This is a genomic window from Candidatus Izimaplasma bacterium HR1, from assembly GCA_000755705.1.
Taxonomy (GTDB): domain Bacteria; phylum Bacillota_I; class Bacilli_A; order Izemoplasmatales; family Izemoplasmataceae; genus Xianfuyuplasma.
Genome location: CP009415.1, coordinates 1238524 through 1253952, shown reverse-complemented (window position 1 = coordinate 1253952; position 15429 = coordinate 1238524). Strand labels below are relative to the sequence as shown.

Below are 15429 nucleotides of genomic sequence, written 5' to 3'. Positions count from 1 at the left end.
TTTAAAAAAAGACCGATAACATCAGTCTTTTTTTTAATTTATAGTATTTAAAGATATTGGATAAATCCTATTTTTTCGATTTAAACCATATATACATACCACCAATCGAAGTAATAAAAAGTGTAGTGATTATTATTATATTCATTGATGTCCTAAATTTAATATATTTATTATGTGATATTATGTCAAAACTGATTGGTACATTATTAGTGTATCCTTCACTATCAAGTTCTATAACTCTGTGGAGCAGTGTAGTTGGAGAATATATTACTAATTTATCGTCTTCCATGGTAAACGTTAATTTAAAATCAATTTCATCAAGTGTATTTATTGTTTGATATGAAAAAGATCTCTCATAATTACCTGATATAAACTTGTATCCTATATAATCGCCATTAGGATTGAACTTTTGAATATGGAAGTCGTACCGCAAAGTCTTTTGTTGACTTACTAAGTCAGTATCATAAGAAATTACGTAATAGTTATTATCCTTATCAACTATTATATCTCTACTTACGAGATTAATGTCTATCATAGTTGTTGCTTCGTTGTTGTCTTTTGAGATTTCGTCATATGTATATCTGTTAGACCAATTAGTATCGCCATCGGTAATACTTAGACTTTCTGTTGTTATAGTCCGAACAAAATTTGGTTCACTATTGTATTGAAATAATGAATCCTGTTCATATAAAACTTTAAGTCTATTACCGGTAACTAACACTTCTCTATTATGCAGATTGAACCCAGAAACGGTAAAGTCAGGTGTCGTTTCCCATTTCAATGTACCATCAGCATTTAAGCAAGTTATTTTGTTGCTAGCTAAATAGTAATAATTTCCATTTTTATAATGTAGAGTATCAATATGTTCAACTTCTATACCCTCTTCAATTCTTAGGTGCCATAGTTTTTCTAACGCATTGCTATAATGAATTAATAGGATTCCATCATGTAATTCTGAATACTTAATCGTGAATCCTCCATCGTCTGTATTAACAATTTCGTAGTTATCATGTATTCCAAGATGATCATATCCATATTCTTCTGTATCAACAAACTCTTGTTGAATAATTTCCCCTATTGGGCTGATGACTAATAAGGCATTTGCAAATATATCATTGTCTAAATTAACTGTTCTACCAAATGCAATAGTATTTCCATTTTCAATCATATCTACTGCATATGCATGAAACTGATAGTTATTATAAGGAATATTTTTGTCTATTTGAGAATAACCTCCTAAAGACCATATTAATTCATATTCATTATCATAAAGACTTATTTGCGAACTACTATCACTGTAACCACCTAAACAAACTTCATCAAAATCGGCATAACAATAGAATTGGCTATTTGAATATGAGACTAAATAGTTATCTTCGTTTACTACTTTAAAATCATAATCAGCAAAATTAGGATTATTGAATAATTTTGTTTCTTGATTAATTGTGTTATCAATACTGTCATCATTTAAATCGAAGCCTTCAATATAATATCTCGGAAAAACATTTATCAAAATAAGTAAAAATACAATAAAAAATAGTAACCCAATTAGATATCTTTTTCCTTTAATCATTTCCATAACAACCTCCAAAAAAAATAGTCATACAAGGACTATTTAATTTTCTCCCTTGATTTCTCTAATATATTATATCATATTTTGCTATTTTAAAGAATTCCTTTGGGGCCTATAGAAGAAAGCCACGGATATTGAATGAAGTACTACTTTTAGTCTTAATTAATTATGATATGCAATGCTATTGCGTGCTTAAATCTAAACTAAAGAATTCATATAGAAAAGGAAGCAATAATTTTCATTATTGCTTCCTTGATTTACAATATTATTTTGATCTTTTATACGGTTTATCATATCTCTTATCAAAAGCATTATTTTGGTTCAGCAAATATGAGAAATATCCCGTTTCACCATTACTTTCCTTTATTCCTGTTTTGAATTCTTCAGGAGGTAGTTCGAATCCTGCTAGACTCTTCAAGGTATTTCTATTAAATTCTATACCTTTTGAGATATCCTTTGATAATTCAACAAAGTCATTCTTAATATCAAGCATGGTGTTTTCAGGCATTAGTCTAATACCTTCTGAACTAGGTTTTATTGCTGTTCCCATATATTCAAAACCAAGATATTCAGACAGGTAAGTTAGATATTTTTCAACAGCTCTACTGTGTTTTGCTCCCATAAATCCACTATGAACAATAAAGTACATTTTTACGTTCTCTTTTCTATTTGCTACAAGCTCTAATTCTTCAAAAAATAACTTAGTTACTCCAGGCATCGCATCAACATAGAGCGGGAAAATTACTAATATAGTAGAATTATTGTCAACTGCAGTTACTGCTTCTCTTTGAGTAGTTATTTTAGCTGTATAATACTTATCTACTTCGATACTTTTATCTAGTGCAGTTGCGATCCAATTTGCAATAACTTCAGAGTTTGACGCTTTACCTCTGGGAGAACCATTAATAATTACTAATTTCATTTTTCAATCCTCCTAGAAGTGAATTATCCTTGATAACGAATTTTACACTAGTTCTCATGTTATGGGAGAATCTGGTGTACCAGTTTTGGATAATATCAAAAACTGGATCACTTATTTCTTTATCACCGGTTAAGACTAATGCAATTTCAGGATAACTATCATATCTTGCTGCATGGTGTACTTCACCATGAATAATATCGAAATATGGATGAATTAAAGGTATTGTTTTATCTAATACTTTCTTTAGTTCGCTACTAACAAAGCCAACTTTAACATCTGATATATATACGGTTAAGTCAGAGTTCATAATGGTTTGAAGGATTAAGGGCATATCATCTTTTTGAATACATAATCCTGGTGTTTTAGTCCAACAATCAAAACAACCTTTACAATACTTAAGATTAAGTGTTCTTGTATTGATAATACTTATTTCTTCATTATTAAAGTCGGTTTCTGTAAGGATATTTTCTGTGGTATTTATAATTGCAGTTTTCATTATTATCACTCCATCTCTTATTAATTATATTCTTAATGAATTACTAATTCAATACTATTGTCAACAGCTCCTGCTTCTCTATCATGGTTCAAAACATTTTCTTGTAAAGCAGTTAGATATTAAATATACTTTATAGTGTAAGTAACCATGGAGTATATTTCAAAAACTACAATTCAAAATAAACTATGTAAGGAGACTACAAATGAGCCCAATTTCTTTAATTGAAATCGAAAGAAACAACATGAAATCAAATCATAAGTTATACGCAAATGAGAATGGTAATTCTCTAGTTGTTGTTTTTCCAGGCGGAGGTAATTCTTGTGACAGACCGCTTCTTCAGTATTTAAGAAGTTATTTTTTAAATGAGAATTTTGATGTATTATGTGCTTCTTATCGAAACTTATTTAGAAGTGAGGAAACTAGTGACGAAATAATGGATAGTATCGCTGATGGCGTAAATAATGCTATTAATGAGGTTAGCAAAGGTAAAGACTATAAAGACATTATTTTCATATCGAGAAGTGCGGGGAATCTTGCTTCATCAAAATTAAGAGTGAAGCATTCTATTAATGTTAAAAAGAGTATTTACATATCACCAACTGTAGATGCTATTGAATACATTAATGAATATCCCGGTATTGTTGTCACAGCTTCTAATGATACATATCTTAATAATGACGAAGTTATTAAATTGAGTAATAGTGGAAAAAGTGAAGTTATTGTTTTTAAAGATGGTAATCATGGACTTGAAACAGAAAACACTCTTGAATCAATGGATTTTCATAAATTAGCTATGTCAAAAATAATCGAATACTATAACAAATAGATAATAAAAAAATAAGTTTTCTATAGCTGATTACTTATTTTTTATTTACTGTTTTTTTGATTAATTGCTATATTTCTTGTTGTTCTTTTCCCCCTCAAGGGGGAGAAATTATAAAAACACTTACATCCTAAAAATGATTGACGAGTAAGATATATTCTTGTTAGTATTGGTTTATCATAAAATTTTAGAGGCAGCGATGCAAATTAGTACTTTGTTGAGACGGTAGTCTATGAAGCAAACGAAAGGTAATCATCGCCGAATGTAAAATGTAGACATACATTTTATATGGGATTATAGGAAAAACCTATAATACTCCTACAAAAAGTAGAGGCGCTAATCCAATCCAATTTTTAATTTGATTGAAGCACAGCGTCCGGTTGCGCTTTTTTTATACATTTTTTGTGAAAAAACAAATCGGAGGAAAAGAAAATGAGAAAGATTTTAAGTTTATTTTTAGTACTGTCTTTAGGAGTTGTACTAACTGGTTGCGGTGAGAATGAGCAGGCAAATGTATTAGTTGTTGGGTTAGAGTGTAATTATGCGCCATTCAATTGGACAGTGTCAGACAGCAATGAAGTTGCAGTTGAGATTAATGGGGTTAATGCATATTGTGATGGATATGATATTAAAATAGCTCAGGAAATAGCAGATGAGTTGGAATATGAATTAGTTATTCGTAAAATTGAATGGGATGGTTTAATTCCAGCATTATTAGCAGATGAAATTGATGTAATCATTGCTGGTATGAGTCCTACACCAGAACGTTCTCAAACTGTAACTTTCACGGATGAGTATTATCGTTCTGAACAAGTCCTTGTTGTTCAAGAAGGTTCATCATTAGCATCAGCATCAAGTTTAGATGATTTTATTGGTACTGCTATTGTTGCACAATTAGGGACATTACAAGATGGCTTAATTGATCAAATCAATAATGTAAATCATTTAACAGCATTAACTGATTATCCAAGTTTAGTTCAAGCTGTTTCTAGTGGTATTGCAGATGCTTTAGTTGCTGAATTACCTGTAGCTGAAAGTATTATCGCTTCAAATGGTGACTTAACTATTGTCTATTTAGGAAATAATGGTTTCACTGTTAGTGACAATGATGTATCAGTAAGTGTTGCAGTACGTCATGAAGATACAGAGTTATTAGAGCTAATTAATAGTGTATTAGATAGTATTAGTTCTGAAACAAGAAATTCTTGGATGAGTGAGGCCTTAACTAGGCAACCATAATGAATGTAAATACTATACTTACAGCAAATATCCCCGAAGATTTTATCGGGGGTATATTGCATATTTTTTCTAATAACTATGAACTTTATTATGAAGGATTAAAATACACATTAATCATTTCAATTGTTGGAACTTTTTTTGGTTTATTTTTAGCTTTGTTCATAACTATCTTTAGAATCCAAGAAATGGATCAAAGAGATACATTACTTTCTAAAATCGCAAAACGATTCAGTATTATTCTTAGTTCATCATATGTTGATTTCTTTAGAGGTACACCAATGATGGTACAAGCTGCTATCTTCTATTATGGACTAGCGACACTCGGTGTTAGAATGCCTATCTTGGTCGCTGGTTTAATTATTGTTACTTTGAATACTGCAGCTTATTTAACAGAAGTTTTACGCTCAGGAATTAACTCTATTGATAAAGGACAGATAGAAGGTGCCAAATCAATAGGTTTATCTAAAAGACAGATGTTTCAATATATTATATTCCCACAAGTATTAAAGAATATGTTACCTGCAATAGGTAATGAACTTGTTGTAAACATCAAAGACACTGCTGTTTTAAGTGTTATAGGCGTAAGTGAACTGTTTTATATGGGGAAAAGTGTTGCAGGTACATATTATCGATATACAGAGTCATTTGTATTGGTAGCACTAATATACTTAGTAACTGTATTAATAACAACAAGACTATTAACCCTGATTGTTAAATTCATTAATAAACGAGATGATTATTCTATGCCAAACTCTCAATCAGTTCCTATAGAGGTATCTCATGGATAATATATTAGAGATAAGAAATGTCCATAAATCGTTTTACCAAACTGAAGTTCTTACCAATATAAACCTAACATTCAAGAGAGGTACTGTAACTACTATCATTGGACCTAGTGGGAGTGGTAAATCAACCTTACTCCGTTGCATCAATCAACTTGAAACAGTAACTTCGGGAGATATTTTGTTTCATAATAAAAGTATTACCAGTATTAAAGCTGATTTGAATCAAGTTCGTAGCAAAATTGGCATGGTTTTTCAAAACTTCAACTTGCTTGATAATTTAACTGTTCTAGAAAACTGTGTTATAGGACCCGTGAAAGTACTAAAAAGGAATAAAACTGAAGCAAATAAATATGCACTAAAGTTATTAGATCGTGTTGGTATGTTACAGTTTAAAGATCGTAAAGTTACTACATTAAGCGGAGGTCAGAAGCAACGAGTTGCTATTGCTAGAACACTAGCAATGGACCCCGAAATTATCCTATTTGATGAACCTACAAGTTCACTAGATCCAGAAATGGTATCTGAAGTACTAGAGGTAATGAGAGATGTTATAACACCCAAAATATCTTTTATCGTAGTTACACATGAAATGAGTTTCGCTAAAGAAGTTAGTGATCGTATTATCTTTATGAACGATGGAGAAATAATTGTTGATGAAACACCAGATATTGCTTTCAAAACAACTAATGAGAGATTAGCAAGATTTATTAACAGATAAAAAAAAAGGTAAAAACAAATCTACTAACACGACTTGTTTTTTACCTTTTTTTTATACATTACATATTGTAGTACTTTGCTTGGGCAGACCACATATTATGATATAACCCTTTTTGGTTACTTAGTAATTTTTCATGATTTCCTGATTGAATTATTTCGCCTTTATTAAAGACGATTATGTTATCACAAAACCTACAAGACGACATTCTGTGGGATATATATATTGCTGTCTTTCCTTTAACCAAATTATCAAATTTTGTATATATTTCATATTCAGATATTGGATCTAATGCAGATGTTGGTTCATCGAGGATTACTAATGGTGAATCTTTATATAGTGCACGGGCTATCGCTATCTTTTGTGATTCTCCACCTGATACTTCTACTCCTTGTTCCCCGAAGTTTGAATACAAGTATGTATTAATTCCGTTAGGTAGTTTCTCAATACGTTCGCTTAATCCAGCTTGGTCTAAATATTCAAGAATTTCTTCATCAATGCCTTCTAGTCCACCTTTAACGTTATCTTTTATCGTTGATGAAAACAGTTTAAAGTCTTGGAATACAATTGACATCAAGTCAATGTATTCCTTGTGATCGTACTTTTTAATGTTAATCCCATTTAGGAGAATTTCTCCTTCTGTTGGATCGTATAACCTACATAGTAATTTTATAAAGGTTGTCTTTCCGGCACCATTAGGGCCAACTATAGCTAGTTTCTTTCCTGTTTCAAGTTTCCATGAAACGTTGTTTAAGATTATTTCCTCATTGTTTGGATAATGGAATGTAACATTCTTGAATTCAAATTCATATTTCCCATCATCGCGTTTTTCAATAGGCAATGTCCCTTTATATAGTTTTGTTGATGTTTCTAGATATTGCTTATAGAGAGCTAAGTATTTAGTTTGGGTTGCTGCAGAGGAGATATTGCCAATGAATCTAACTAGTGCAGTATTAAATAATGTTACTGCACTTACAAGTAATAACACATTACCTACTGATATAAGTCCGAGTAATGCTTTAATTCCGATAACTGTATATGCTGTATATAAGACGATATTGTTTAATACCCCACCTTCTGCTGTCATGCGTCCGGCTTTTTTAGCAATGTTACCATAAGATTTACCAAATCTATAACATGTGTCTTGGATTTTATTAGATAGTAGTGTATCTATATGAAATAATCTAATATCCTTACTTATTTTGTAATCCATTGAGGAATCACGTAAATATAAGAACATTCTATTTACTGTAATATTCTCTTCATATATATCAAAGTGTAACTTATTGATGTTTCTGATTATTCTAAAGTTCAACAACATTGAGATAATTATTAATCCAATTATTCCTAACCCTATTAAAGGACTATTAAATATTTTAGTTATAATATCCGGGTTGTTTAGATCTACACTTATGAATAAAGCTACAATTAAAGTTAGGGAGTATATAAATGAAATTATATTCTCAATTGATAGTCCTAATAAGTTTATAAATGAGCCAATTCCTCCTGAGAATAAAACACCTTGATTTGCTCGTGAGATTTTATCTTTAATTTCTTGTGATTCCAATTGTTCAAAATCTAAATTCAAAGTCTTTCTAGATATTTCACTATTAAGTTTTAAGCTAATAAGATTTGTTTTTTGCTCACAGAAAAAGTTAAGTATTGTTCTACTGATTAAGAGGATTGCGCTTATTATTATCATTTGATAAACGTAGGACATTATAACTACTTTATCTAGTTCATCAATGAACCCATCAAGAATTAAGGCACTGTAGATTAAGCCTACAAAAGGAAATGATGCTGTTATCAATGATTTAAGAACTGTTAAAGGGAAATAGAGTTTGTCTGATTTATTAGATATTTTTATAACGTCAGTGATATCTTTAAATACTTTGCGTTGTAGTTTCATCTATAGATCCCTCCTGTTTATTCTCTTTATAGTACTGACTTTGTATTTCAAACATTTTGAAGTACTTTCCATTTTTTTTCATTAACTCTTTATGACTTCCTGTTTCTAAGATTGTCCCATCTTCTAAGTATATGATTTTATTACAAAATTGGGTAGATGATAGTCTGTGAGAAATAAACAGGGAAGTTTTATTTTCTGTTAGTGAATTATATTTTAAGTATAATGCTTGTTCTGCTAGTGGATCTAGTGCGGCAGTAGGTTCATCTAAAACTAGGATTGGTGAATCTTTATATAATGCTCTAGCGAGCATTAGTTTCTGGAGTTCCCCTCCAGAAAGCATGATTCCTTTATCATCGATAACTTGGGTTAAATTAGTATGTTCTTTCATTTCTAAAGAAGATACTTTTTCTTTTAATCCAGCTTGCTCTAATACATTATTTACTCTCTGATAATCAGTGTCTTCACCTGCTCTTCCTGATATATTCTCAGCGATGGTAAATGGTAGAGTATTAATATCTTGGAAGATTACTCCAAATAATTTGTAGTAATCGTATCTATTAAACGAATCAACTGGTTGGCCGTTAATTAAGATTTTACCTTCAGTTGGATTGTAAAGACCTGTCAGTAATTTTACTAATGTTGTTTTACCAGCTCCGTTTACACCTACAAGGGCAAGTTTTTCACCCGGTTCAATTTTAAGGTTTAGGTTACTAATTGTTGGTTGTTCTGCTTTTGGATAAGTAAATGAAACATTTTTAAATTCAATTGATAGTTTCTTATTTAATAATGGTTCAACTGCTTCTCCTTCATCCATATTGATATCTTCATCTATATCCATATAATCTCTAAAGTGATTGATTCTAATACTGGCTTCTTTTAATCTTCCATAACTTTCTGATAATTGATTTAGCCATACAGCAAATCCAATGACGATCCCGATCATAAATGTGAATTCAGCGACATTGATAGTGCCACTTAGGACCATTGTTACCAAGATTGTGTATGCAATTAAATTTCTAATGATTGAAAAAACTGAATCTGATAAACTTGCGAATGCATAGCGCATTTTTTGTTTCATAACTGTTGTTGAGAATTTATTTGTGAAAAGTTTTATGCCGTTATAAAACCACTTTTCTAGTTTATAAATTCTAATATCTTTTGCGTTTGATAATTTATTAGCTTCATCTTGATAGTATTTCAGTTTGGTTCGGTAAGTATTAAGTTCACCTTGGGTTCTTTCCTCGTATTTACGGGCATAAGCATTTAATAATAAGTTCATTGCTGCCATCCCTAACAATACTAATACTATGGTGAAGTTTATTGTTAGAATATATGAACTGTATAATAGAATTCCTGCAATACTTGTTATAAAGATTGGGAATACTTGGAGGAGGAGTTCAACTCCCACTCTATTTACTTCGATTGCACCTACCGCTTTCATTAGTTTCTCGCGGCCTTTTTCAAACTCGATGTTTTCATATCCTGTTGCCATAGCTTTATTGCTTAGAATTTCGAAAAAGGCATTTGTTCTAATAAAGACCTTATCAAAGAATAAGATATGCGAAAAGTATGAGTTTAAATAATTAACAAATGTATAAGCTAATACAATAAACCCGACAATTAAGGCAAAATTAATTATTTCATATCCATTTATGATTAAGTAAACAACTACTGTCGGAATGAACGTTGCAAAAACGGGTATGAGTAATCTAAGTAATATGCTAAATATCAATTTGAATTTATAACTTTTATTAAATTTATTTGCTTGTGAATATACATATAGTGCATTTTTAAATATATTTGTTTTTTCCATTAGTTTCCCTCCTAATATCTTTCACCTTAACTATATAGCAAAATCTCTTCTCATAAAAAAAAGTGCATGAAATGTAAAATTTCGTGCACTAATGGTTATTTTATAGGGGTAATAGTACTTCAGAAGCAAATACTCTTGGTTCATTTTGTCGATTAATAAAACCATCATATTTATTAACGATGTTATTAATTCTTTTTAAACCATGTCCGTGATTACCTCGTTTTGAGGAAATATATTCAGCATCTAGTTTCTTAATAATCTCATTGGTCGAATTTGCGACAGATATATATAGTTGTTTTTTAAATATTCCGATGTAGACTCTAACAAATTTAGAGCTATTATCTTTAATCTTTTCACAAGCTTCTACAGCATTATCAATTAGATTACCGATTAACACACATAAATCAATATCTGATATTGTGAGTGTTTTTGGAACTTTGGCTGTATAGTTTATATCAATATTATTCTTAATAGCTAAGGAAAGTTTAGAGTTAAGAATTGCATCAAGATTGATGTTCCCTGACTCAACTAATTGGTTAACGTTATCTAAATCAATTTCTAATTCATTCAGATATTGATTAGCCTCTTTTATTTGATCCATCATGATATGAGCCTTTAGCTTTTGTAGATGATTATGATAATCATGACGCCAACTTCTCATAGTTAGGTATATATTTTGAACTTCTTCTACTTGTTTATCTAAGATTTTATTTTGATACTCGGTTGCGGATTCTTCATAGGATTTTCTTATAAAGATTTGGTTATTCCCAGCTAACAGAAAAAGTGTCGCAACTAAAAAACTAAGGTATATAGAAGTTTCGTTAAACTTATAACTAAGAAATACTAACAATCCAATTGAAGAAATAAACAAAATTAGAAAAATAAGTGTAATCTTATTCTCTAATCGTAACAAGAAAAATATGATAAGGGTATCTGCAACAAGTAACGTAATTAGATTATTAGATAATGATAGTGACGATTTTAAAAGAAAGAATGTTACTACAGTGGATATAATAATTACTACCCCAATTATTAAGGCATTTAGTTGTTGGTTTTTATTCATTAAGAATATTCCATATAGGATCACTAAGAAAATCGGTATTAATATCAAGTATTCCATTATCCTATTTTTCCTTTGTAGTAATTTATAAATCTCTCGTTCACTGATTTATAAGAGTTCCTGCTTAAAGGAACTTTTATATTATTGATTAATTCACACTCATTCTTAGTGATTCGTTCTATATATTTTGCATTTACAACATATGAACGGTGAGTTTTAATAAAATCTGAATTAGCTAATTCATTACATAAATCACTTATATTATACTTATAATCAAATTCCTCATTTTCTAAGTGTAATACGATATAATGTCCCATTGATTCAAAGTAAATAATGTCTTTATAATTGATTTTTTTCTTTCCTCCAGATATTGACAAGATTAGATATTTCTCTTCTTGTGATATATGCGTTTTAGCATAGTCTAATAATTCAAATATTTGCTCCTCTTTTACTGGTTTTAATATATATCTAATTGCTTGAACTTCATAGCCATCAAAAACAAAATCAGCCATTCCTGATAGGAATGCAATTGTAACATTCTTATCTGTTTCTCTGATTTTTTTTGCGAGTTCAATCCCATTTATTTTACCCATTTGGATATCTAAAAGAATCATATCAAAAGGATACGATTCATTATTTTCAAACAACATCTCTTCTGAGCTGTGATAGAAATCAATGTGGAAATTTACATTGTTATTATCAGCCCATTTCTCAATTATAAGTTTTAAGTAATCTAGTTGTGTTGAATCATCATCGACTAAGCAAATACGCATATGAATCCCCCGTCTAATAAGACTTACTAACTGTTTACTTTGATCCTTATTTGTATTATACCATATTTATTTATAAATAAAAGATGCGCAAAATTCAGAATAGTATGCCCAAAATGGCTTCGAGAGATGATTATTATAAAGGTATCTAATAACTTTTGCAATAATGTTAACTTCTTATCAATCTATGATAAAGGGATAAATATTGGATAAGTGATGTAATGTGGTTGAGTATAGTCCTCGAAATTTAGTCTTGTCCGTGCACTCCTGAATGAGCCCACCACCGTAAGAATCCTGTTTCAAAAAAAGACCAATTTTTTTGGTCTTTTCACTTGTGATACATCTCGTTGTATTATTTTTAATTGCAACTTATTATGAGATTCATATGATTACCTAGGTATCAATTACTTTAACTTCATCACTTTACCTCATAGCATTAATTATTGCATCTCTTATTCTACTTTTCTCATTACTTTCGTTGGTTTTCAATCTAAGAATAGGTATATTATTTAAATTCAGAGCTTTATTCTTTATACTATCTCTCTCACTTTGCTTTGCATCTTGTTCGTGGAACGAAATCCCATCAACTTCAATAACTATTACAGGTTCTTTTGTCAACGTATTTAATACAGCATAATCCACGTGTGACCATTTATGTTTAGAATAATTTATTTCTCTTTCATTAAGCTGTTCTAAGTTTGTTATTAGATGTTTTAATGGATAGTGAGGTATGGCTTTCAAAGTATCTAGATTCAACTCATCTAGGATTTCATTAATCAGTTTATCAACAAGTTGTTCTGTTGCAAACTCTTTCTTATTTTTGCCCTTCCTAAATTTTTTGTATTCTTCACTATAATCACTATAAAGAATATCAAAAATTGAATGAACCTTCCCATGTTTTATACTGTCTTCAGGAGAATTGTACCTAATATACTTTACTAAATCGGAAATAGCATTATTCTTGCTAAAAAAAACTTTGTCCGAAACAACTAGTTTTAGTTGTTTTTTTGCTCTTGAAACTGCGACATTCAATAAATCATCTCTTGAAACAAAATCACTTTTACTATTATCCTCTAAATCTCTTGACTGAATATCATTAACTACTGTAGATAATATTATTACATCCTTTGCTCTTCCTTGAAACTTGTGCACTGTATCTACTTCTGTATTATTATCTGACATTAATTGTTCATTAAGTAAATCTGCCTGATATCTATAAGGAGTTATTACACCAACAGGTTGCTTGTCAATTTCCTCCAACAATACAATTATTTCATCTATCTCCCTTTGATTATACATACCACTTCCGTTAGGATTCTTACGGGCGTGGTTGCCTGGTACTGTTTTATGTATCGATAGTGGTTCATTACTTACATCCTTATTAGTAAGAATGATTAATTCATTATCATAGTATCGCTTATTACAAAAATTGATAATGTCTGGATGACATCTATAATGTTCTTTCAGCATTACTCTTGGAGCATTACTAAATACTTTCATTGATGAAGTAAGAATATTGTTAGTTAGATAATCATATTCATTTGAAACAAGGTAATGTTGCTTTAATTCTTCATTTACATTTATGAGTGCTTTATTCTCAATATGAGGTAATTGTTTAGTATCTCCTACTACTATCATGTTCTTTGCACAAGACATAGCTAAAGTTGAACTTAACAGATCTGTTTGAGATGCTTCATCGATTATTAAGTAATCAAACAAAAAACCTCTATCAGCACTTGGAATTAAAGCATAAGAAGTACTTAAAACAATTGGGTATTCTGTAATGAAGTGATCAAACAAAGAGCGATAATTATCATAAGTGTATTCTACAGATTGAATACTTGAGTACTTTTTATGAAGAACCTTCTTCAAATAATCAATTGAATCCTCCTGATATGATTTCTTGTTACTCTCGAAACTACCTCTTTCTAAGTATTTATATAATCTATTTATACTTGTAGTAATCTCACTAATCTTAAGCTCATAGTATAACTCATCTAACTTAACTAATAATTTCGGTAATACTTCTTCAATAACCTCATTCAGTTTTACTCCATACTTAAATCGCAAAACTATTTTCTCAAAGAAGTTAAGCTTTTCCTTGTTTTCAAGCATAGCTCTTACTGTTAAAGCATTATTTGATTCCTTTATTTTCTTTAATCTGATTAAATCATCAGGAATAACATTTCCAGCATTTTCTCGTTTGAAATAAATGTATTCCTTCTTATATGAATTAACTTTTTCACTTAATTTAGCTAATGTATTCTCTGCCTCATATAGTTTAGGCAATTCAGTTTGATACATCTTCAATGACTCACTTAACACTCTTAAGCTTATGGATGAAGATTTTTCTAGGAAATCAATCGGTTTGCATTTATTTACTGTTTCATTGAAGAATAATGATTTATTTTCAGAGTTACCTAGCAAAGCAAGTAAAAAATCGAGATTATACTCAACTAATTTGTCTCTTACATTTTCAATAGCTGCATTATTATTTGATACTACTGCTACGGTTTTATTTCTTATTACTGCATTCGCAATAATGTTAAGTATGGTCTGAGTTTTTCCTGTTCCTGGTGGACCTTCAATAATCGAGACATCATTATCAAATGCATTCTCAACTGCCTTCTTTTGACTTAAATTAAGTCCAAATGGAAAGATATTTACTAAGCCAGTGTTATTAACTGAATATCTTTTTTTACTGAGAAGCTTGTAAAGCATGTTATTTCCTTCAATGTAATCAAGACCTTCATACATACTTGCAAGGAAATCATTCTCATATACAGCAGACTCAGTTGCAAGTTCTTTAAAGTAATTGAATCTTAAAATACTATTAGGTCCTTTAGATTTCAAATCTTTATAACTAGTAATTTGATTTTCATTCACTACTCTTGTAAATCCATTTTTATAAAATACTTTTACCCAAGAATTAAAACCCAGAATTCTCGTATGGTTAACCAACTTGTGTCCATTTAAATAGACCTTTTCGTTAATTTTCAACTCTTTCGGATTCCTTAAAATATCCATATCACTATATGAGATATTATAGAACTTTTCATTATTGTAGAATTTAACTCTGATTGAGTTGTTGTCCTCAGAAAACCATTGAATTGAGTTAGTTTTATCAGCATACTTATTCCTTTTCTTGTCATAATGCATTATTAGAATTTTTTTTTCATTGTACTTACCCATATTATCCTCCTACCTAAAATAACTGTACTCCCAATTAGATAATATCACTAAATATGAAATAATATTAAATAGACTGAACAAATCAGCCTATTTGTATTAACATTCTCTCATTGTTATTGATGATAAATGCAT

At 30.0% G+C, this 15429-nt stretch carries 12 protein-coding genes and 1 riboswitch; of the genes, 4 read left to right on the top strand and 8 right to left on the bottom strand.

Annotated elements, in window-relative coordinates:
• Positions 1-67: 67 nt before the first annotated feature.
• The 3 genes from KQ51_RS06045 to KQ51_RS09450 form a co-directional block, all read right to left on the bottom strand.
• Positions 68-1579, bottom strand: a complete 1512-nt coding sequence (locus KQ51_RS06045) for a hypothetical protein (protein ID WP_038470182.1) — start codon at positions 1577-1579, stop codon at positions 68-70.
• A 259-nt stretch (positions 1580-1838) separates the two neighbouring features.
• Positions 1839-2495 carry an NAD(P)H-dependent oxidoreductase gene (locus tag KQ51_RS06040; RefSeq protein WP_038470180.1) on the bottom strand — a complete coding sequence of 219 codons (657 nt, stop codon included), beginning with the start codon at positions 2493-2495 and terminating at the stop codon, positions 1839-1841.
• On the bottom strand, positions 2476-2991 hold the full coding sequence (locus KQ51_RS09450) for a flavodoxin family protein (RefSeq protein WP_052609280.1): 516 nt from the start codon (positions 2989-2991) through the stop codon (positions 2476-2478). The genes KQ51_RS06040 and KQ51_RS09450 overlap by 20 nt, the downstream gene beginning before the upstream one ends.
• A 202-nt stretch (positions 2992-3193) precedes the next feature.
• Here KQ51_RS09450 and KQ51_RS06030 point away from each other — a divergent pair, with 202 nt between their 5' ends.
• From KQ51_RS06030 to KQ51_RS06015, 4 genes are all read left to right on the top strand, one after another.
• Positions 3194-3817 (top strand): hypothetical protein, encoded by a 624-nt coding sequence (locus KQ51_RS06030; RefSeq protein ID WP_038470177.1) that lies wholly within the window; start codon positions 3194-3196, stop codon positions 3815-3817.
• A gap of 177 nt (positions 3818-3994) precedes the next feature.
• Positions 3995-4161: riboswitch (Lysine riboswitch) on the top strand.
• An 85-nt stretch (positions 4162-4246) separates the two neighbouring features.
• On the top strand, positions 4247-5053 hold the full coding sequence (locus KQ51_RS06025) for a transporter substrate-binding domain-containing protein (protein WP_038470174.1): 807 nt from the start codon (positions 4247-4249) through the stop codon (positions 5051-5053).
• Complete coding sequence (locus KQ51_RS06020) at positions 5053-5841, top strand: amino acid ABC transporter permease (RefSeq protein ID WP_038470171.1); 789 nt, start codon at positions 5053-5055, stop codon at positions 5839-5841. The genes KQ51_RS06025 and KQ51_RS06020 overlap by 1 nt, the downstream gene beginning before the upstream one ends.
• Complete coding sequence (locus KQ51_RS06015) at positions 5834-6556, top strand: amino acid ABC transporter ATP-binding protein (protein WP_038470168.1); 723 nt, start codon at positions 5834-5836, stop codon at positions 6554-6556. The genes KQ51_RS06020 and KQ51_RS06015 overlap by 8 nt, the downstream gene beginning before the upstream one ends.
• Positions 6557-6614: 58 nt before the next feature.
• Here the strand turns inward: KQ51_RS06015 and KQ51_RS06010 are convergent, their stop codons facing one another.
• The 5 genes from KQ51_RS06010 to KQ51_RS05990 form a co-directional block, all read right to left on the bottom strand.
• Positions 6615-8462: an ABC transporter ATP-binding protein gene (locus KQ51_RS06010; RefSeq protein ID WP_052609275.1), complete on the bottom strand. Its 1848-nt coding sequence runs from the start codon at positions 8460-8462 to the stop codon at positions 6615-6617.
• Positions 8437-10275: an ABC transporter ATP-binding protein gene (locus KQ51_RS06005; RefSeq protein ID WP_038470165.1), complete on the bottom strand. Its 1839-nt coding sequence runs from the start codon at positions 10273-10275 to the stop codon at positions 8437-8439. The genes KQ51_RS06010 and KQ51_RS06005 overlap by 26 nt, the downstream gene beginning before the upstream one ends.
• A gap of 100 nt (positions 10276-10375) precedes the next feature.
• A complete protein-coding gene (locus KQ51_RS06000) occupies positions 10376-11338 on the bottom strand; it encodes a sensor histidine kinase (RefSeq protein ID WP_081909967.1) in 963 nt (320 codons plus the stop codon).
• 56 nt (positions 11339-11394) lie between these two features.
• Positions 11395-12108 carry a LytR/AlgR family response regulator transcription factor gene (locus KQ51_RS05995; protein ID WP_038470162.1) on the bottom strand — a complete coding sequence of 238 codons (714 nt, stop codon included), beginning with the start codon at positions 12106-12108 and terminating at the stop codon, positions 11395-11397.
• A gap of 420 nt (positions 12109-12528) precedes the next feature.
• Positions 12529-15297: an AAA domain-containing protein gene (locus tag KQ51_RS05990; protein ID WP_038470159.1), complete on the bottom strand. Its 2769-nt coding sequence runs from the start codon at positions 15295-15297 to the stop codon at positions 12529-12531.
• Positions 15298-15429 lie beyond the last annotated feature (132 nt).

Excerpts from the sequence above, each read along its gene's own strand:
- KQ51_RS05990 (WP_038470159.1), bottom strand. The coding sequence starts at position 15,297 with ATGGGTAAGTACAATGAAAAAAAAATTCTAATAATGCATTATGACAAG.
- KQ51_RS06020 (WP_038470171.1), top strand. The coding sequence starts at position 5,053 with ATGAATGTAAATACTATACTTACAGCAAATATCCCCGAAGATTTTATC.
- KQ51_RS06045 (WP_038470182.1), bottom strand. The coding sequence starts at position 1,579 with ATGGAAATGATTAAAGGAAAAAGATATCTAATTGGGTTACTATTTTTT.
- KQ51_RS06010 (WP_052609275.1), bottom strand. The coding sequence starts at position 8,462 with ATGAAACTACAACGCAAAGTATTTAAAGATATCACTGACGTTATAAAA.
- KQ51_RS05995 (WP_038470162.1), bottom strand. The coding sequence starts at position 12,108 with ATGCGTATTTGCTTAGTCGATGATGATTCAACACAACTAGATTACTTA.
- KQ51_RS06015 (WP_038470168.1), top strand. The coding sequence starts at position 5,834 with ATGGATAATATATTAGAGATAAGAAATGTCCATAAATCGTTTTACCAA.
- KQ51_RS09450 (WP_052609280.1), bottom strand. The coding sequence starts at position 2,991 with ATGAAAACTGCAATTATAAATACCACAGAAAATATCCTTACAGAAACC.
- KQ51_RS06025 (WP_038470174.1), top strand. The coding sequence starts at position 4,247 with ATGAGAAAGATTTTAAGTTTATTTTTAGTACTGTCTTTAGGAGTTGTA.
- KQ51_RS06040 (WP_038470180.1), bottom strand. The coding sequence starts at position 2,495 with ATGAAATTAGTAATTATTAATGGTTCTCCCAGAGGTAAAGCGTCAAAC.
- KQ51_RS06030 (WP_038470177.1), top strand. The coding sequence starts at position 3,194 with ATGAGCCCAATTTCTTTAATTGAAATCGAAAGAAACAACATGAAATCA.
- KQ51_RS06005 (WP_038470165.1), bottom strand. The coding sequence starts at position 10,275 with ATGGAAAAAACAAATATATTTAAAAATGCACTATATGTATATTCACAA.
- KQ51_RS06000 (WP_081909967.1), bottom strand. The coding sequence starts at position 11,338 with ATGAATAAAAACCAACAACTAAATGCCTTAATAATTGGGGTAGTAATT.